This is a genomic window from Streptomyces sp. NPDC020780 (assembly GCF_044334475.1).
GTDB lineage: Bacteria > Actinomycetota > Actinomycetes > Streptomycetales > Streptomycetaceae > Streptomyces.
Genome location: NZ_JBIRTB010000005.1, coordinates 301443 through 319764, shown reverse-complemented (window position 1 = coordinate 319764; position 18322 = coordinate 301443). Strand labels below are relative to the sequence as shown.

General features: G+C 68.3%; 14 protein-coding genes and 2 pseudogenes. 12 read left to right on the top strand and 4 right to left on the bottom strand.

All coding sequences use genetic code 11. The annotated features are described in order from the left end of the window. Positions 1-8: 8 nt before the first annotated feature. Genes ACH4VO_RS12085 through ACH4VO_RS12075 form a run of 3 tightly spaced genes read right to left on the bottom strand, consistent with a single transcriptional unit; the run spans position 9 to position 1235 of the window. Positions 9-356 (bottom strand): DUF1330 domain-containing protein, encoded by a 348-nt coding sequence (locus tag ACH4VO_RS12085; protein ID WP_073958126.1) that lies wholly within the window; start codon positions 354-356, stop codon positions 9-11. After that, a complete protein-coding gene (locus ACH4VO_RS12080; RefSeq protein WP_360988097.1) occupies positions 353-859 on the bottom strand; it encodes a hypothetical protein in 507 nt (168 codons plus the stop codon). Before ACH4VO_RS12080 ends, ACH4VO_RS12085 begins: the two co-directional genes overlap by 4 nt. Before the next feature lie 16 nt (positions 860-875). Continuing rightward, entirely contained in the window at positions 876-1235 is a 360-nt protein-coding gene (locus tag ACH4VO_RS12075; protein ID WP_360988095.1) for a dienelactone hydrolase family protein, read from the bottom strand. Positions 1236-1289: 54 nt separating this feature from the next. Between ACH4VO_RS12075 and ACH4VO_RS12070 the strand changes: the two genes are divergently transcribed. Continuing rightward, positions 1290-2288, top strand: coding sequence for a helix-turn-helix domain-containing protein (locus ACH4VO_RS12070; RefSeq protein ID WP_360988093.1), 999 nt, complete (start codon positions 1290-1292; stop codon positions 2286-2288). 153 nt (positions 2289-2441) lie between these two features. Here the strand turns inward: ACH4VO_RS12070 and ACH4VO_RS12065 are convergent, their stop codons facing one another. Next, entirely contained in the window at positions 2442-2996 is a 555-nt protein-coding gene (locus ACH4VO_RS12065; RefSeq protein ID WP_360988091.1) for a TIGR03086 family metal-binding protein, read from the bottom strand. Positions 2997-3100: 104 nt separating this feature from the next. Between ACH4VO_RS12065 and ACH4VO_RS12060 the strand changes: the two are divergent. The 11 genes and pseudogenes from ACH4VO_RS12060 to ACH4VO_RS12010 all read left to right on the top strand — a co-directional run. After that, a pseudogene (locus tag ACH4VO_RS12060) lies at positions 3101-3289 on the top strand (cellulose binding domain-containing protein); the annotation flags it as partial. Between the two features lie 1044 nt (positions 3290-4333). After that, on the top strand, positions 4334-4660 hold the full coding sequence (locus tag ACH4VO_RS12055) for an SseB family protein (protein ID WP_360988089.1): 327 nt from the start codon (positions 4334-4336) through the stop codon (positions 4658-4660). After that, the gene (locus ACH4VO_RS12050; RefSeq protein ID WP_360988087.1) at positions 4657-5313 is read left to right on the top strand and encodes a hypothetical protein; all 657 of its coding nucleotides are present in this window, start codon (positions 4657-4659) and stop codon (positions 5311-5313) included. The genes ACH4VO_RS12055 and ACH4VO_RS12050 overlap by 4 nt, the downstream gene beginning before the upstream one ends. 2 nt (positions 5314-5315) lie before the next feature. Beyond that, positions 5316-10080 (top strand): annotated as a pseudogene (locus ACH4VO_RS12045) (putative T7SS-secreted protein). Positions 10081-10087: 7 nt separating this feature from the next. Further along, positions 10088-10843 carry a hypothetical protein gene (locus ACH4VO_RS12040; protein WP_360988085.1) on the top strand — a complete coding sequence of 252 codons (756 nt, stop codon included), beginning with the start codon at positions 10088-10090 and terminating at the stop codon, positions 10841-10843. 43 nt (positions 10844-10886) lie between these two features. Continuing rightward, positions 10887-11630: a hypothetical protein gene (locus ACH4VO_RS12035; RefSeq protein ID WP_360988083.1), complete on the top strand. Its 744-nt coding sequence runs from the start codon at positions 10887-10889 to the stop codon at positions 11628-11630. A gap of 293 nt (positions 11631-11923) precedes the next feature. Continuing rightward, a complete protein-coding gene (locus ACH4VO_RS12030) occupies positions 11924-13921 on the top strand; it encodes a family 43 glycosylhydrolase (protein ID WP_360988081.1) in 1998 nt (665 codons plus the stop codon). Positions 13922-13926: 5 nt separating this feature from the next. After that, a complete protein-coding gene (locus tag ACH4VO_RS12025; protein WP_360988079.1) occupies positions 13927-15336 on the top strand; it encodes an extracellular solute-binding protein in 1410 nt (469 codons plus the stop codon). Positions 15337-15392: 56 nt separating this feature from the next. Then, positions 15393-16268, top strand: coding sequence for a sugar ABC transporter permease (locus tag ACH4VO_RS12020; RefSeq protein WP_360988077.1), 876 nt, complete (start codon positions 15393-15395; stop codon positions 16266-16268). After that, the gene (locus tag ACH4VO_RS12015; RefSeq protein ID WP_360988076.1) at positions 16268-17182 is read left to right on the top strand and encodes a carbohydrate ABC transporter permease; all 915 of its coding nucleotides are present in this window, start codon (positions 16268-16270) and stop codon (positions 17180-17182) included. The genes ACH4VO_RS12020 and ACH4VO_RS12015 overlap by 1 nt, the downstream gene beginning before the upstream one ends. Before the next feature lie 7 nt (positions 17183-17189). Next, positions 17190-18221, top strand: a complete 1032-nt coding sequence (locus tag ACH4VO_RS12010; protein WP_360988074.1) for a LacI family DNA-binding transcriptional regulator — start codon at positions 17190-17192, stop codon at positions 18219-18221. Positions 18222-18322: the final 101 nt, after the last annotated feature.

The following is an 18322-nucleotide window of genomic DNA, read 5'->3' as shown; positions in this document are numbered from 1 at the left end:
GGACGACCTCAGCGCGATGCCGGAGCGTTCCGGATGGCCTGCGCGGTGGCGCTCGGGTCGTAGTCCTGGGGAACGCCGCCGACGAGGATGATGTCGCCCTGGATGTGCCGGGAGCGGAGGGGTGCGATCTCCCGGTAGGCGGGAGAGTCCCACCAGTCCCTGGCCTCGTTGATCCCGGGAAAGCCGATCACCACGACGTGTCCGGCCCACGCGCCCTCCTTCACCTCCGGTGGCGTGCCGTGCACGAGGAAGCGGCCCCCGAAGGGCTCGAACGTGCCGGCGATCCGCTCCATGTACTCGGCGACGTCCGGGTGCGGCTCGGCGTCGCGCAGATGGGCGATGGCGTAGGCAGTCACAGAAGGTTCCTATCTGGAGAGGGTCGGTTCGCGGGAGCGTCAGTCGAGCGGTCTGAGTTGGCGTGGCCGTGAAGCCGGTGGACAAGGAAGTCGAGGATCTCGTCGCGTGCCGTGGCAGTCGGTTCGCCCTCGCGATCGACGAGGTGAACAGTGACCACGCTGTGGGGATAGGGAACGTGAGCGGCGAAGAACGGCGGTGCATCACGATTCGCGGCAGTGTCGGGGAGTTCGCGGCTGACGAAGGAGTCACCCAAGGCTTGCGCGTAGGCATCGAAGCGTGCCCTGGTGCAGACCTTGTCACCCTCGAAGCGGTAGGCCAGGACGGTGAGACCGTCACGGTCGAGACGTTCCTTCACGGCGGTGAGCTCGGCGTCACTGATCTCCAGGACACCCGGCTCATCCAACGGCAGGGACGGCTGGCAGGCCACCGGCGCGACGACGGCGCTCTCGAGCATCATGGTGATGGCGAAGTTGCCGGTGAAGCACATCCCGACCGCGCCCACACCCGTCCCCCCGCACTCACGGTGCGCCGAGCGAGCGAGGGCCATCAACCACGTCGTGATGGGGCTCGACTCGCCACCGCCGAGAGCGCGGAACTCCTTCGCGACGCAGACGACGAAACACCTGTGCCCCGCTGTCGGCGTCACCGAGGGCGCCGTCGGTGCCGAAGAGGGAAGGCAGGTAGACCGTCATGCCACGATCGCGGACCCATCGGGCGAAACGAGCGACGTGTGGGCTGATGCCGGGCATCTCGTGCATCACGATCACGCCGGGACCGTCACCGCTGACATACACGCGACGCACCTGGCCGAGGAGCGAGATGGACCGGACGGTGAAGTCGACGAGGTCGTCGTCTTGGGTCACGTCGTGATCCGCCATGGAGGTCCCCCCCGCGATGGATCGTCGCGGAGTGCGGCCGATCTGGTGACTACGATGGATCACTATGAAGTCCTTGAGGGAGCGAGACCGGCCACCTTTCGGGCGGTTCGAGACATGACCTCGGTCCGCGTCCTGGATCTCGAGGGAGCGATGGCCACTTCCGTGGCCATCACGGTTGATGTCCTCGACACGGCGAACCGGCTGGCCCTCCGATCGGGACGGGCCGATCAGTTCGACGTCCAGCCCTGGGTCGCCAACGGCTATGGCGACGCCACGGATCCGGTGGATCTTGTGGTCGTTCCTGGCCTCGGGATGAGAAACGCCCAAGAGGTTCGCAGCCGACTCGCAGCGCCCGATGCCAGAGCGGGGGCGCACTACTTGAAGGAAGCCGCCGCAGCAGGTAGCGAGATCGCAGCCTCGTGCGCCGGAGTGTTCCTCCTCGCCGAAGCCGGCATCCTCGATCAGCGACGTGCGACCACCACCTGGTGGCTGGCGCCGCTGTTCGCCTGCAGGTACCCCGAAGTTCGGTTGACACCTGCTGATCTCGTCGTCACCGACAGCCCGGTGACAACCGCAGGCGCAGCCTTGGCGCACTTGGACCTGATGCTGACGCTCGTAGGGCGTCACGCTGGGGAGGCGCTCGCCCGGGAGTGCGCCAGGTACCTCGCGGTTGACCGTCGTCGGTCGCAGTCTCCCTACGTGATGCCAGAGACGATCAAGGGCGCCGACAGCGATGTCGCAATCGCGCGGTCATGGGCGCTCCAGCACCTCGACACAAGCATAGGAGTGAGGGACTTGGCCGCCGCCGCACACCTCAGTCCGCGCACCTTCACCCGCAGAATCAGCGAAGCCACAGGTATGTCACCTGCTCGATTCCTACGACGCCTGCGTGTCGAGCGAGCTGTCGAGCTTCTGCACAACACCGACCTCGCCGTCACCGGAGTCGCCCATGCGGTCGGGTACAGCGACCCGACGGCACTTCGACGGGCCATGAGCCAAGAGCTCGGCATGAGCCCCCGGACAGTCCGCGGACAGCGCACCCGCGCCCACTGAATGACATCCGCGACCGGCGCGCCCCATCGCTTTGCACAAGAGCGTCGGAAGGCCGTCGGCACTCGGCTCGGCCGAGGTCCTTCAGCGGACCGAATGACCGGAGGGTGTCAGTCACCAGAGCAGGAGGGCCATCCGCACGATCGGAGATGTCGGCTATGGTCGTCGCCCGAACGAGTCGAGCAGCCGGATCTGTGGTGATGCGTCAGCAGGCAGCGTTCCGCTCGGACCGGCGCCATACGCTCCGAAGGCAAGCATTTCGTCCAGGTGCGGCTCGACCGTGTTCAGCACGCCGACAACAGTCTGCGGATCAAGGGTCTCGTCGAGACGCGCGGCACGCAGGAGGTCCCACGCATGTACTACCAGGTCGACGAGACGGAATCGCACGTAGGCGGCGACGGGAACATTTCCGTTCGGGCCCGCGACCTGCTGCTCGGGCGATGTCGCAAAGAACGCCTGTGCTTGGCGCTGTGCGGACTCACTCACGTCAGCGACTGGGTCATCGCCGACCTGCTTGGCTGCGAGCATGGCGTGGGCCTCGTCGCGCCCAACGCCTGCCAGCAGAAGCGCGGTGAAGCGGTTCCCCACCACCACGTGCTCAATCAATTCGCGTACCGAGATTCCCGACGGCGTCGGTTGCTCCGACGTGTCCGCGGGCAATTGGCGTACAACTCGTTCGAACTCTGCCGAAGCTGCCCTGATCAACTCCATGTGCTACAGGCTAGCGGCACGAGCCGCTCGTCCGGGAGGCGACCAACCCGAATTGCCTGCATACCCCCGGCAAGGGTTCGGCCGGTTCCACTCCACGAGCTGCGTCCATCAACAACATGTGGGGCGGTACCCCCACCCAGACGGGCGGCTCCGTGAGCGCAATTCCCGCCCCCTACACCGACACCATCACCGTCGGTGGTTCCGTCACTCTCGGTTTCATCGCCAACAAGGGCGCCACGAACACTGCCCCGACTACCTTCACCCTCAGCGGCAGGACCTGCACCACAGCCTGACCGCAGCCGCTGCCCCGCAACCTCCCCCGGAAACCCAGGCCCGGCGGTATCGGACAGGGGGCACCCGCCGGCCCGGCCAGAACCGCCGGGCCGGCGGCCCTGTGGCTGCCGAAATTGCAGCACGGCCCGACGCTTGTCGCTCCCGTCTGACGAGATCGACGTGAGGTCCATAGCCAGTCCGGTCCTGAAGGGCTGGACTACATAGCCGCTGACGCTCGTTTGACGCTCCAAGGGGTTCCGGGTAGATCGATCGGGCCGAAAGCGCGGTCTGGCCTGGGGTTTTGCGGTAGTCCGATTTTGCGACATCTTTCCGATGACGTCGCATGTTGAGTGCGTCGCGATTCTGGAGCCTGCTGCAAAGGGGCTCTGACCTGCAGTTTTCCCGGGGTTCTCAGGCATGGCGGGATGCGCTCGACATGTTTCCCACCGGGGGGCGGGTCGAGTTGACGGCTCGACCCTTTAGACGTCTGAGCTGCGAATTCATCAGGAAGACGCTTGCAGCGGCGATGCTCTCAGGAGCTTGTTCGGAGATTCTTGACGCTCGTACGACGCTCGAATCGGGAGTCTCAACCTCACGGACGTCTCCGGCTGGGTGCGCAGGACCACGTCGATGTACCGGTCATTGCCAAGCGCCTGTCGGCCTGGGTCCCCGTTTCCGACGTTCGACGACGTGAGGCCCGGGCGTGCGCCCGGGCCTCACGCATCCTGCTCAGGTCAGGCCGGAACCGGGCAGTAGGCGCAGACCAGGCCCCGTGCAGCGGCAACTCCACGATCTCCGGGTGCCCTGCGACTCGTGCAGCGATTCCCTGGTAGGTACAGGCGAAGCCGCGGGTGTTGGTGAGGTCGCCGACCGAGTTGTAGACGAAGTCCTCGGCGATCTCCGCGTCGGCTCGGGGGCGTGCGTCCGGAGTCGTCGGGTCCGAGAGCGACGAGGGTCCTGGTGTCCGAGTAGTCGATCCTGATCACCGGGCCGCGGCTGGCGTACGTCCGGGTGGTGGAGCCGCGGGTGCGGGGGACGGCGACCCGCGGGCTCTGGTCGGTGAGATGCGCCGTTCCATCCTCCTGGTGCCGGTGGTCGGCGGCGGACTGTGGTCGGCGTGGTCGGGTGGAGTGCGCTGGGTCTGCGGGTTCACCGACGAGGCGGCGCTCGCCCGGTTCGCCCTCAGCCACGCTTCCGGTGACCGGCCCATGGAGTACGCGGCGCTGCTGGGTGCCCGGATCGTGGACGAGGTGGTGCCGTCGCTGGACGGGCCCGCCGGGTTGGCCGTCGACATTGCGACCGAGGACGGGTCGATGTTCTTCCCGCCGGCTGCCGGGATCGTGCCGGACGCTGTCGCGTTGGACGTGGGCTCCGAAGGGAGCGGGCGATGAGCGTAGACGGTGGGGACCTCAGCTTCGGCAAGGCGTCCGTCGTTAAGTTCACGCAGGGCTTGGGCTCGACGATCGACCAGCTCGGTGAACTCGGTGGGTCGACCGGTTCGGTGATGGGCAAGGGCTTCTCGGAGCTGTCCATGACCGGGATGGAGGCCGGGCACCACGGCCTGTCCGTCGACTTCGAGGACTTCTGTGAACGCTGGGAGTGGGGTGTGCGAGCCCTGGTGGGCGACGCCAGTGCGATAGCCGACCGACTCGGACTTGCGGCGGGCACCCAGTGGGAGCACGACCAGTACATCGAGGGCACGTTCAAGGTCGGCGTGAACTCGGTGATGGGCGGGAGCCCGCACGCCACCGAGGAGGAGATCACCCAGCAGGATTGGGGCGACGTGTTCACTCCGGATTACCTGGACCCGGACTGGAGCGCCGATTCGTTCGAGCAGGCCGGTCAGGAGATGGAGCAGACGTGGAAGGACACCGGCCGCACTGTCCTGACCGAGGGCCAGGGCGGCCAGCGGTCCGAGATGCTCAAGGACGAGCTCGGCCTTTCCGACGACCAGTGGAACCGGGCGCTGGACGACGCCTTTGGCCCGTCGCCGGAGGAACGCGCCCTGCGGGCGCAGCAGCAGACTGAGCCCGGGGGGAACTGACTGTGGGTATCGGCGACTTCGTCAGTGACATCACGCCCGACTCGGTCGAGAGCGTCGTCGAGGACGGCGTCGAGTGGGCCGGCAACCGTGTCGAGGACGCGGGGAACTGGACCGCCGACCGGCTGGATGACGCCGGCTGGGAGTCCGGTGCGGACTGGGTCCGCGAGCAGTCCCGCTCCGTCGCCAACCGGATGGGCGCCGAGGTCGACGAGATGGACCTCGGGCAGACCGAGGACAAGACCAAGCTGATCTACGGCAGCGCGGGCAAGCTCGACGCCACCGCCAGAAGACTCCGGTCCTTCCAGACGGCCTTCGATACCACCGGCGACGGTCTCAAGAGCCTCGACTCCTCCCAGCTCAAGGGCGAGGCGGCCGACGCACTGCGCACCGCGGTGAGCACCCAGCCGCCCAAGTGGTACGCCGCCGCCGATGCCAGCGAGAAGGCGGTCGGCGCACTGGAGGCGTTCGCCGACACCGTCACCTGGGCGCAGGGACAGGCGCAGACGGCGATCGATAAGTGGAAGGAGGGTGTCAAGGCGTCCGAGGAAGCCGCCGACGCCCACCGAGCGAAGGTCGACGATTACAACGCGGCCGTCGACCGCTACAACGCCCAGCCCGCCGACAAACGCAAGCCGTCCTCGCTCCCTCCCATGCCCGCGGCTACGTTCGAGGACCCCGGCAGGAAGCTGATGCAGGAGGCGCAGGACATCCTCGCCGAGGCCCGTAAGCAGCGGAACTCGGCGGCGGAGACCGCACGCACGGCGGTCCGCGCCGCCCGCGACATGGCCCCGGAGAAGCCGTCGTACGCCGAGCAGCTGGGCGACGGGCTCCAGGAGTTGCAGATCATGGGCGACCACGTCGGCGGCGGCATCATCAAGGGCACGGCAGGGATCCTCAACTTCATCCGGCAAGTCAATCCCCTTGACCCGTACAACATCACGCACCCGGCCGAGTACGCCACGTCCCTCAACAGCCTGGCCGCGGGGCTGGTGATCGCCGCCAACGACCCCGTCGGGACCGGCAAGCAGATGATCGGCGACTTCATGAAGGACCCGGCCGAGGGCTTCGGCCGGCTGATTCCCGACCTGGCGCTGACCGCCGCCACCGGCGGCGGCGGCGCCGCGGTGAAGGGCGTGCGCGCCATCAAGGAGGCCGCCGAAGCCGCGAGGCTCCGTAAGCTGGTCGACGACGTCCCGGACGGAACCCACAGCACCCCGGACGGCGACCGCAAGCAGGGCGGCGATCCGGTGGACCTCGCCACGGGCCGGATGTACCTGCCCCAGACCGACGTCGAGCTTCCCGGCATCCTGCCGGTGGTCTTCACCCGCCGCACCGAGTCGGGTTGTGCGGTCGGCCGTTTCGTGGGGCCCGCCTGGACGTCCACCGTGGACGAGCGTCTACAGATCGACGCCGTCGGCGTCCTTCACGTCACTGCCGAAGGGCTCCTGGTCCCGTACCCGCACCCGGCCCCCGGCGCGCCCACCGCACCGGCGACCGGTCGGTCCCGCACCCTGCTGGCCCGCGATGTCGATGGCGACTACATGGTCACCGCCCTGGACAGCGGCCTGACGTTCCACTTCACCGCGCCGTCCGGCAGCGAACCGGGGGGGCGACGGAACCGCCTGGCTGTCAGAAGTGACCGAACGCAACGGCCACACGATCCACATCGACCGCGGCGAGGACGGTCTGCCTCTGGCGCTGGTCCATTCGGCGGGTCACCAGGTGATGCTGTCGGCCGCCGACGGCCTGGTCACTGCCCTGGCCCTGGCCGGTGCGGGCGAGGACGGCGCCGACCTGCCCTTGATGGCCTACGGCTACGAGGACGGCAATCTCACCACCGTCACCAAGCCGTCCGGCGCCACCACCACCTACGTCTATGACGACCGTCGGCGCGTCATCGCCTGGATCGACTCGAACAACAGCCGCTACGACTACCTCTATGACGACCGCGACCGCGTCGTGGCGGAGGGCGGCGAGGCCGGCCACGTCCAGATCAGCCTGGCCTACACCGACCCGGACCCCGAAACCGGTCACCACGCGACCACACTCACCACCGCCGACGGGCACGCGACCCGCCACCTGTTCGGCCCCGGTTGCCGTCTCCTGGCCGTCACCGACCCGCTCGGCCACACCACCCAGTTCACCTACGACCCGCGCGGCAACACACGCACCCGCACCGACCCGTTGGGTCTGACCACCGCCTTCTCGTACGATGAGCATGACCGGCTGATCTCCGCCGTCCGCCCTGACGGAAGCGAACTGCGCACCGTGCGTGGCCAATTCGGCCTGCCGACCGAGGTCTACGGTCCGGGTGGCGCCCGCACGGTCCACGCGTTCGACGAACACGGCAACCGCACGGCGGTCACCGACCCGGCCGGCGCCATCACCCGCTACACCTACGACAGCGACGGGCGGCTCACCTCGGTCACCGACGCCCTCGGCGCCACGACACACGCGGTGTGCAACGCGGCGGGACTGCCCGTGGAGGTGACCGACCCGGCAGGGGCTGTCACCCGCACCCAGCGCGACGCCCTCGGCAGACCGGTCCGCGTCACCGACCCGGCCGGCGCCGTCACCTGCTTCGAGTGGGACGCGGACGGGCAGCTCGCCCGGCGTACCGGGCCCGACGGGGCCACGGAAACGTGGACGTACGACGGCGAGGGCAACCTCCTCACCCGCACCGAGGCGTCCGGCGATGTCACCCGCTTCGAGTACACCCACTTCGACCTCCCACTCGCCCGTATCCACCCCGACGGCGCACGGTTCGAGTTCGAGCACGACGCCGAGCTGCGCCTCACCCGTGTCCACAACCCGCAGGGGCTGACCTGGACCTACGAGTACGACGCAGCCGGAAACGTCCTCTCCGAGACCGACTTCGACGGCCGCACACTCAGCTACGAGGTGGACGCGGCGGGACGGCTCGCCGTCCGTACTGACGCGCTCGGCGGGACCATCTCGTTCGAGCGTGACCAACTGGGCCAAGTGATCAGCAAGGACGTCGACGGTCGTGTGACGACCTACGGCCACGACCTTGCCGGACGTCTCCTGGAGGCCGCCGGACCGGACAGCGAACTCCGGTACCAGTACGACCGGCGCGGGCTCACGAAGACGGAACTCGTCGACGGCCGCCCCACCACGTATGCCTACGACGTCCTGGGCCGCCGAACCCGCCGAATCACCCCCACCGGCCACGTCACCACCTACACCTACGGCGCCGATGGAATGCCCAACCGCCTGACCAGCGGCGATCGGCGGATCGACTTCACGCACGACGCGGCCGGCCGGGAACTCGCCCGCGTCTTCAGCGACGCGGTCACCGTGACCTCTGCCTGGGACGCGGCCGGAAGGCTGGCCGAGCAGCAGGTCACCGCGTCAGGGCGTACCGTCAACAGCCGCGCCTACTCCTACCGCGCCGACGGTCAGCTGACCTCCGCCGCTGACCGGCTGACGGGCACTCGGACCTTCGACCTGGACCGGGCTGGCCGGGTCACCGCCGTCCACGCCCAAGGATGGACGGAGCGGTACGCCTACGACGACGCCGGCAACCAGACCTCGGCGTCCTGGCCGTCCGGCCACCCCGGCCATGAAGCCACCGGGCCACGCAACTACACCGGCACCACCGTCACCCGGGCCGGCGATGTGCGCTTCGAGCACGACGCCCTCGGCCGGGTGATCCTGCGTCGGAAGGCCCGCCTCTCCCGCAAGCCCGACATCTGGCGCTACACATGGGACACGGAGAACCGCCTCACCTCCGTGACCACCCCCGACGGGACCCGGTGGAGGTACCGCTACGACCCGCTGGGCCGACGCACCGCGAAGCAGCGCATGGCGGACGACGGTGAGAGCGTGGTCGAGGAGGTCCGGTTCACCTGGGACGGCCTGACCCTGTGCGAACAGACCAGCCACGGACCCGACCAGCTGAACACGGTCGCCCTCACCTGGGACCACCGCGGCCATACCCCCCTGGCCCAGACCGAGCGCATCCTCACCGCCGACGACCGGCAGAACGAGATCGACCGCCGCTTCTTCGCCATCGCCACCGACCTCATCGGCACCCCCACCGAACTGATCGACGAATCCGGCGACATCGCCTGGCGCTCCCGTGCCACGCTGTGGGGCACCACCGCATGGGCACGCGACGGCAGCACCTACACCCCTCTCCGCTTCCCGGGCCAGTACTACGACCCCGAGACCGGCCTCCACTACAACTACCTCCGCCACTACGACCCGGAGACCGGCCGCTACGTTTCCCCCGACCCCCTCGGCCTCGCCCCCGCCCCGAACCCCGTCGGCTACGTGGACAACCCGACCACCGCGTCGGACCCGCTGGGGCTCATGCCCAAGTACCCGAAGGAGGAGAAGGCACAGAAGCGGATCGACAAGATCTTGGACGGCATCGTGGAGAGGGCAGAGAACGGCGGGTTCAAGAAACACGCCGACTACCACGGGGACACGGGGCACGCCTTCACCGACGAACGAGTCCTGGAAATTCTGAAGAGCCCCGATGCCGTGTACCAGTCATCGGGCCAAGCAGGAAACTTCCTCTTTCGGAAGGACAATGACATTGCCGTGGTGTATGGGCCCGGCTCCAAGCAGGGCCAGGCCATCACGGCGTACGGAGAGTCGGGCATCAAGGGGGAATCCGGTGCGAGGGCGCTCGGTGGCAGTCCGTCGGACCCTGGTAAGCCAGTTACCCACGAGGACATCGTGGAGGGCAGAATCCCTGGCAAGTTCGGCAACCTGGCCCCGGGAGTGCAGATCAGATGAGGCAGGGATGACCATGAAATTGTCGTTCGACGGCGACTGGCGTGCAACGGTGACGGATGATCCGCTGCACACCACCCCTCGCTTCGCAGGCGACTCCGTGCGCGTCATGCACTATGCGGACGTGATGGAGCGCGAGCGGTTCGTCGCGCATAGCTTCGGGAGCCAGCACTGGCTGTGGGATACGCCGGACGTCTTCCGGTTCGACCGGGACAGCCGGCAGCTGGTCGGGGCCGAACTCCAGATGCCGTATGTGTCCGCGAACGCCGAGACCTTCGCCGGCGTTCCCGTCCTGCCCGAGGTTCGTCCGGGCGGGCTCCGTGCGGACGAGGTCCGGGACTTCCGCCACGAGATGTGTACGGTGCTGTGTCGGGCTCCCGGCGATGCCGTGCTGGCCTGCTTTCGTGACCTCGATGTCCTCGATAGACCCCTGGATGCCTGTGTCGGCATCGCACCAGACGTGGCGCTTCTCGTCCAGGACGGTACCGTCGTCGGCTGGAGCATCACCGACCCCGCGCGGTACCTCACCGCCGCGCACACCGCTCCCGACTCGGGCTCGCCTTCCGCGGCCACGCGTCGTCTGCTCACTGAATGCCTGGACCTGGTCACCTCGCCGTTGGTCGACGACGTGGTGGACGGTGAACCTGCCGCGCTGACCCGCCTCCGGGCCGCCGACGAGACCCTCCGAGCCCAGCATGAAGACCGGCACCGGGCTGACGCCCTGCTCGCCTTGATCGCCACTTACGTGGACGATTACGCAACGTGAAGGTGAACCGGCCGGCGGTGGATGGTTCGTACGGTGACGAGCGATGAGACTCGTCCTCGACGGCGACTGGAGTGCGACGGTGACGGGCAATCCCCTGTGCATCTGTCCGCGCTTCGACTTCCGGGGCCAGTGTGTGCGCGTCGCGGAGTACGCGGACGTGAAGGAATGGCAACAGTCCCTCGGGGACACCTTCGGCAGCCAGGAGTGGCTGTGGGACGACCCCGACGAGCTCCGGTTCGACCCGGACAGCCGGGAACTGGTCGGGGCCGGGTTCCGCCTGCCCCACGAGGCTGCCGACACTGAGGACTGTGCCCGACTTCCTGCCGTACCCGGCGTCCACCCGGGCGGACTTCGCGCCGAAGAGGTCCGGGACTTCCGCTTGGAGGTGACCACCGAGCTCTGCCGTGCCCCAGAGGATGCCGTACTGACCTGTCTGCGTGACCTCGATGTCCTGGACGAGCCGCTGGAGGCACGCGTCGGTATCGCCCCGGACGTGGCACTTCTCGTTCAGGACGGCGCCGTCGTCGGGTGGAGCCTGACCGACCCGGTCCGGTACGTGACCACCGGGTTCGCCGCCCCCGACCCGGCTCCTCCCGCCCCGTCGACCCGGGCCCTGTTCACCGCGTGCATGGACCTCGTCACCACGCCGTGGCTGGACGCGGTGCGGCGCCGTGATCCGGCAGCCCTGTCCGCCTTGCGGGAGCTTGACCGCAGGCTGCGTGACCAGCGTGAGGACCGGAACCGGGCCGACGGGCTCCTCGCTCTGATCGGCGAACTGGTCGAGTAGTACGGCAGCCGTTGACGGTCGGCCGCAGGCGTGCGAGGCGTTGTTCACTGTTCATGCTTGCCGATGCCGTGTTGCGTGCGGGTGACCCGGTCCGGTCGCCGGTGGGCGAGCACCGCTGCGGACGCGGGCTCCGCGACACGCGTGCCGTGACGCTCATTTGACGCTCTGAGCCCTGAAAGCCCGCCTGCAGAGTCGGCAAAACCTATCTTACCTGCAGTTTCTCTCACATCGACTATCGGTGACGTTTTTTCGATGACGCATCGCGTGGAGCGCGTGGCGGTCCTTGAACCGGTGTGGGAAGACGCCTGACCTGCGGTTATGTCGGTGTGCGTGATGTGCAAGGTGGGCGAGCCGGTCGTGAGCCCGGCGGTGTGCCCGGCCGGCGGGCGCCAGCCACCCCCAGCAGTCACTCGCTGGTATTGCCAGTGCCAGGCGAGGCCGCCGATCACCGCCCAGGAGCGGGCGCTCAGGTCCTCGACGGTCCGTATCCGTCGCAGGTCCTCGGCCGAGGTCGGATCGTCGAGAGGCGTGTGCCGTGCCCGGGCCAGGCCCGTTCGGAGCGCAGGCAGTGCCCCCGCCAGAGCCGTTCCACCGGCGAGAGGTGGAAGGGCAGCCACCGCGCGTTGAGCCGCAAGGCGCGCAGTGGATACCGGGAAAGGTTCCTCGCGGCGCGAAGGCCGCGGAGAACTGTGCCGCCGGGCTCGCCGAGCCGGGGCGATGACGTGCTGCCTCGGGTCGATGCTCCCCGCTCACTGTTTCTGGCCCGTTCCAGCGGGATTACTTTTCTTGCTCAAACGCTTGACCTCCACTCATCTCCCTCCTACTGTCCTGCTCAAGCGTTTGACCAGGAGGGCTCAGTGCAAGACAGCGTGTTTTTCAGGCCAAGTGATGGATGGGTGGGAGATGTCATCCCGTTCGCGCACGACGGCAAGCTCAATCTCTTCTACCTGCACGAACGCAGGGCCCACCCCAAGCCGGGTACCTCTTGGTCTCTGGCCGTCACCCGCGACCTGGTGCGGATGGAGGACCGGGGCACCGCTCTGGCCCACGGCGGCGACGACGAGGCCGACTTCAACGCGTACACCGGTAGCGTGGTCCGCGACGCGGACGGGACGTACCACCTCTTCTACACGGGGCAGAACCCGCAGATCGTCGGCGACGACGGCGAGCCCCTCCAAGTCGTCATGCACGCGACCGGATCCGGCGACCTCACCTCCTGGGTCCGGCATCCCGAGCACGCCTTCGGGGCCCCGGACGGGTACGAGACCGCCGACTGGCGCGATCCGTTCGTGTTCTACCACGAGGAACGCGGCCGGTGGCGGATGCTGATCGCCGCGCGCCACAAGGAAGGTGCCGACCGGCGCCGAGGTGTGATCGCTGCCTGCGAGTCCGACGACCTGGTGACATGGGAGTCGACGGAGCCGTTCTGGGACCCGCGCCGCTACATCACCCACGAGTGCCCGGAGGTCTTCGCCCTGGGGGAGTGGTGGTACCTGGTCTACTCGGAGTTCTCGGAGTCGTTCGCCACGCGGTACCGGATGGCGAGGAGCCCGGACGGGCCGTGGCTGACCCCTGACCGGGACACCGTCGACGGCCGGGCCTTCTACGCCGCCAAGTCCGCGGAGATCGGCGGCCGGCGCGTGTTCGCCGGATGGATAGCCAGCCGGGAGGGCGACACCGACGACGGCGCCTGGCAGTGGGCGGGCACGCTGTCCCTTCTCGAGGCTACGCAGAACGCGGACGGCACCCTCGCCTTCGCGCCGCCCGCCGAGTTGTTCGACAGTTTCCGGCGGACCAGCGACATCGGCCTCGGGCCGCGGCTGTCCCTCTCCGCCCCCGACGGCTTCCGTTGCGTGATGTCGGCCGAACCGCTGCCCAACCAGGCATATGTGCGTGCCGAGTTCGCGATCGATCCCGGCACGACCGAGTGCGGTCTCGTGCTGCGCGGCAGCGCCGACGGCGACCACGGGTACGCGATCCGTCTCGAACCCCGACGCGGCCGCATGGTCCTCGACCGGTGGCCCCGGCGGCGCACCGGAGACGCCCAGTGGCAGATCTCCGGCGACGTCCCCCACGTACTCGAACTGGAGCGGCCCGCCGATCTGTCCGGTCCCACGCACATCCTCGAAGTGATCGTCGAGGGAGACACCGCGGTCATCACCCTCGACCGTCAGGTGTCGCTCAGTACCCGCCTGTACGACGCCACCCACGGCCTCCTCGGGGCCTTCGTGGGGGAGGGCGGCGCCGAACTGCGCGATGTGTCCGTCCGCGTGCGGGGCTTGGGAGAGTGAGTGCCATGGACCTGTCCGAGCCCGTGAGCGGCAAGCCCATGCCCGGCAACAGGAAGGGAGGGAAGCCCATGTGGAGATGGTTCACCCCGGCTGCTGCCGCGGCCGTGTCGTTCTGCCTCGCACTGTCGCTCTCCGGCTGCGGCGGCGCCGCGGGCGGCGTGGACGCCTCGGACGTCGCGCCCACAGGGGCGGTGAAACCCCGCGAGATCTCCTGGCTCCTGTCCCGGCCCGCCGACGGCGCCGTGATCAGGACCATGCGCCAGATCGCCGACGAATACGCCACGTCGCACCCCGGCTTCCGGCTGCGGTTCATCACCACCCCGGACCGGCCCTCGTACATCCAGAAGTACGAGACGCTGGCCGCGGCGGACAGGCTGCCGGAACTGTTCGACACCGACGCGACGCCGTTCGCGCGCAAACTGGCGCAGCACGGCCGGATGATGGACGCCGGCAAGCTCCTGCGCAGTCTCGGCCTGTACGACCGCTACCGCCCGGCGGCGCTCGACTACCAGCGGTTCGACGACGGCTCCCTGTACATGATTCCGTTCGAGTACCAGGCGGAGCTCTTCTGGTACAACAAGGCGCTCTTCCGTAAAGCGGGGATCCGGACCCCGCGCTCGCTCGACGACTTCCCGGCGATGTGCCGAGCCCTGCGCCGCGTCGGCGTCACCCCGATCGCGCTCGACGGACAGGACCAGTGGCCGCTCGAACGGTACGCCGCGTACCAGCCGTTCCGGGTCGCGGGACCCGACTACGTACGCCGACTCAAGCGCGCCGAAGCCAAGTTCGGCGACCCGGCCGGTCGCCGATCGGCGAACTGGCTGAGCGCACTGGGTAAGGCCGGATGCTTCCAGAAGGGCTTCTCCTCGGTCGGCTACGCCGACGCGCAGAACCTCTTCACTTCCGGGCGGGCGGCCGTCTACAACATCGGTACCTGGGAACTGCCGAGCCTGGCCACCACCGCACTCGACGCATCCGTCCGTGACGACGTCGACTTCTTCCGGCTTCCGGTGACCCAGGACTCGGTCACCGCCGCGAACGAGTTCGTGACGCCGTCCGGCATCGGCATGGCCGTCAACTCCCTTACGTACGACCCGCTGGTGCGGGACTTCCTGAAGTTCGCGCTCACCCGCTATCCAACCCGGTACGCCGCCTCCGGGGAGCTGTCCCCGACGACCGACGCCACGACGGCCCTGCCCAAGAACGCGACCCCCCTGTACCGGCGTGCGGTCGCCGCGGCGGACGACGTCGGCAAGGACAGCGCCGTGCCTTGGGACACTCAGCTCGACCCGACCACCAACACCAAGTTCCAGCAGGAACTGGTCCTCCTCGTCCAGGGCGACACCTCGCCCTCGTCCTTCGCGGCGCGGATGGACGAGGTCATCGGCCGCAACGCCCCGCGGTATGCCCGATGACGGCGATCGCCGGCGTGCGCCGGGCACCGAGCCACCGGACCCCCAGAAGAGGCGCCATGCTTCCCTCCCGCTCCAGACTCTCGGTCGCGGTGTTCCTGCTGCCACCGCTCCTGCTCTACGGGGCCGCTGTCCTGCTGCCCATCGTGCAGTCCCTGGTCCTCAGCTTCTTCACCTGGGACGGCATCAGCGAGATGCGCTTCGCGGGGCTTTCCAACTACGCCTTCATGTTCACGGAAGGCGACTTCTGGAGCGCCGTCACCCATCAACTCGGTTACCTGGCCTTCTGCCTGGTCCTCCAGCTCGGCGGCGGCCTCGTCGTCGCCGGCCTGCTGCTCTCGCTCACCCGCGGGCGTGAGGTCGTCAAGGTGCTCTACCTGTTGCCCGCCGTGATCTCGACTGTGGCCATCGCCCTGCTCTTCCAGCGCATCTACGCCATGGACCCAGCGGGCCCCCTCAACCGGCTCCTCGACCTGGTCGGCCTGGACAGCCTTCAGAGGCCGTGGCTGTCCGACGTGAACACCGTCCTCGCGGCGGTTTCCGCCCCGGAGGGCTGGCGTTTCGTCGGTCTCTACACGGTGATCATCTACGCGGCGCTGCTCACCGTCCCCAAGGAGTTGGAGGAGGCGGCCCGTCTCGACGGTGCCAACCAGTGGCAGATCTTCACCCGCATCCGGTTCCCGTACATCAGGCCGGTGTGGCTGACCACGTCGATCATGGCTGTCACCTACGCGATGCGGGGCTTCGACATCCCCTACCTGCTGACCAACGGCGGGCCCGGTCAGTCCTCCGAACTGGCCACGACCTACATGTACAAGACCGCGTTCCTCAGCACGGACTACGGCTACGCCAGCGCCATGTCCGTCTTCATCGTCGTGGAGAGCCTGGTGGCCGTCGGTCTCGTCCTCCTCCTGCTCCGTCGGAAGGCCGTGTGATGTCCACCCTCAACCCCGTGCGCCCGCGCGCAGGCGGCCGGCCGGGCCGCGCCCCGTCCCCGGTCCCCGCCTCGTCCGGCAGGCGTCGGCCGGATGTGTACCGCGTCATCGCCCGCGTACTCGTCGCGCTGCTCGTGATCGTCCAGGTCTATCCCCTGGTGTGGCTGTTCCTGAGCAGTGTGCGCACCGAGCGGGACTTCGCCTCGGCGAGTCCGTTCAGCCTGCCGACCTCGTTCACGCTGGACAACTTCGCCCGCGCCTTCGACCACGCGGACCTCGGCCGGTACGTTCTCAACAGCCTTGTCGTCACACTCGGCGCGGACGCGCTCATCGTCGTGTGCGGACTGATGGGCGCCTACGCCCTACAGGTGCTCGGCTTCCGGTTCAGCGACGTCGTGCGCGCCCTGTTCCTGCTCGGCATCGTCGTACCGGTGCAGATCGCACTCGTACCGCTGTTCATCGACTACGCCCAGGTCGGTCTGCTCGACACGTACCTGTCGATGATGATCCCACTCGCCGGATTCGGGCTGCCGATGTCCCTGTACCTGTTCTCGTCGTTCTTCTCGTACATCCCCCGCGAGATGTACGAGGCGGCGTCGCTGGACGGTGCCGGTCCTTACCGGATCTTCGCCCGCATCACGCTTCCGCTGTCGGTCAACACCGTCATCACCGTCGTGATGGTCAACAGCATCTTCATCTGGAACGACTTCGTCTTCGCTAACACGTTTGTCCTGTCGGACGGGTTGAAGACGATCCCGGTCGGACTGCAAAACTACATCGGAGCGATGGGCAAGACCGACTGGACCGCGACGTTCGCCGGAGTGTGCGTCACGGTCACACCGCTGCTGCTGGTATTCCTCGTCCTGAACAAGGCGATGATCTACGGCCTGGAGAGCGGAGCGACCAAGGGATGACGAGGAAATGAAGAGCGAAGGCGACAAGCACCGGGCCGTCACCATGCGGGACGTGGCCGAGGCCGCCGGAGTGTCGGTGTCCACCGTTTCGCACGTCGTGAACGACACCGGTGCCAGGATCGGCCAGGACGCGCGTGCCCGGGTGCGCCGCGCGATCGACGACCTGGGGTACCGGCCCAACGCCATGGCGAAGAACCTCGTCAAGGGCAAGTCGCGATTCCTCGGCCTGGTCGCCGACGCCATCGCGTCGACCCCGTTCGCCGGGCAGATCATCCACGGCGCCCAGGAGGAGGCATGGCGGCACGGCTACGTCCTGCTCATCGCCAACACCGAGGGCAACAGGGACGCCGAGGCGAGCGCCATCGCAATGATGCTGGAGCACAAGGTGCGCGGCATCCTCTACTCCACCTGGTACCACCGGGCCGTCGAACCGCCCGCCGGACTGACCGAGTCGGACACCGTGCTCGTGAACTGCTACAGCGCGGACGGCGCGCTGCCCGCCGTGGTCCCCGACGAGACAGCCGGCGGCCACGACGCCACCCGCATGCTTGTGGACGCGGGCCACCGACGGATCGCCTTCCTCAACACCAGCACGCCGTCTCCCGCCCAGGAAGGACGACTTGAGGGCTATCGCCTCGCGTTGAGTGCGAACGGTCTCCCCTTCGACCCGGACCTGGTCGTCGAGGTCCGGCCGGACCAGGAGGGCGGCCACGCGGCCGTCGACCAGGTGCTAGCCATGCGGGCCACCGGCGTCTTCTGCCACAACGACCGTGTGGCCATGGGCCTTTACGTCGGACTGCGCGACCGAGGTCTGCGCGTGCCCGAGGACCTGTCGGTCGTCGGGTTCGACAATCAGGAGGTCATCGCGGCCCATCTGCGGCCGGCGCTCTCCACGGTCGCACTGCCGCACTACGAACTCGGCCGCCTCGGCGTCCGATCCCTGCTCCGCCTCGACCCGCCGGCCGGCAACGGCCCACTGGTCGTCGCCTGCCCCTCCGTACCCCGCGATTCGATCACCAGGCCGCACGCGCGGGACTGAACGACCCGCGACCGAGGGCCACCCATGACCACCCATCGCCCCTTTCGCTCCACGGGGTTCATCCGTCATGCCCGCCTCCGAACCGACACTTCGAGGAGTCC

What these genes read in the sequence shown, in the direction of transcription:
- ACH4VO_RS12075 (WP_360988095.1), bottom strand. Translation starts at nt 1,235, where the DNA reads ATGGCGGATCACGACGTGACCCAAGACGACGACCTCGTCGACTTCACC.
- ACH4VO_RS12070 (WP_360988093.1), top strand. Translation starts at nt 1,290, where the DNA reads ATGGATCACTATGAAGTCCTTGAGGGAGCGAGACCGGCCACCTTTCGG.
- ACH4VO_RS12065 (WP_360988091.1), bottom strand. Translation starts at nt 2,996, where the DNA reads ATGGAGTTGATCAGGGCAGCTTCGGCAGAGTTCGAACGAGTTGTACGC.
- ACH4VO_RS12055 (WP_360988089.1), top strand. Translation starts at nt 4,334, where the DNA reads ATGCGCCGTTCCATCCTCCTGGTGCCGGTGGTCGGCGGCGGACTGTGG.
- ACH4VO_RS12050 (WP_360988087.1), top strand. Translation starts at nt 4,657, where the DNA reads ATGAGCGTAGACGGTGGGGACCTCAGCTTCGGCAAGGCGTCCGTCGTT.
- ACH4VO_RS12040 (WP_360988085.1), top strand. Translation starts at nt 10,088, where the DNA reads ATGACCATGAAATTGTCGTTCGACGGCGACTGGCGTGCAACGGTGACG.
- ACH4VO_RS12035 (WP_360988083.1), top strand. Translation starts at nt 10,887, where the DNA reads ATGAGACTCGTCCTCGACGGCGACTGGAGTGCGACGGTGACGGGCAAT.
- ACH4VO_RS12025 (WP_360988079.1), top strand. Translation starts at nt 13,927, where the DNA reads ATGGACCTGTCCGAGCCCGTGAGCGGCAAGCCCATGCCCGGCAACAGG.
- ACH4VO_RS12020 (WP_360988077.1), top strand. Translation starts at nt 15,393, where the DNA reads ATGCTTCCCTCCCGCTCCAGACTCTCGGTCGCGGTGTTCCTGCTGCCA.
- ACH4VO_RS12015 (WP_360988076.1), top strand. Translation starts at nt 16,268, where the DNA reads ATGTCCACCCTCAACCCCGTGCGCCCGCGCGCAGGCGGCCGGCCGGGC.
- ACH4VO_RS12010 (WP_360988074.1), top strand. Translation starts at nt 17,190, where the DNA reads ATGAAGAGCGAAGGCGACAAGCACCGGGCCGTCACCATGCGGGACGTG.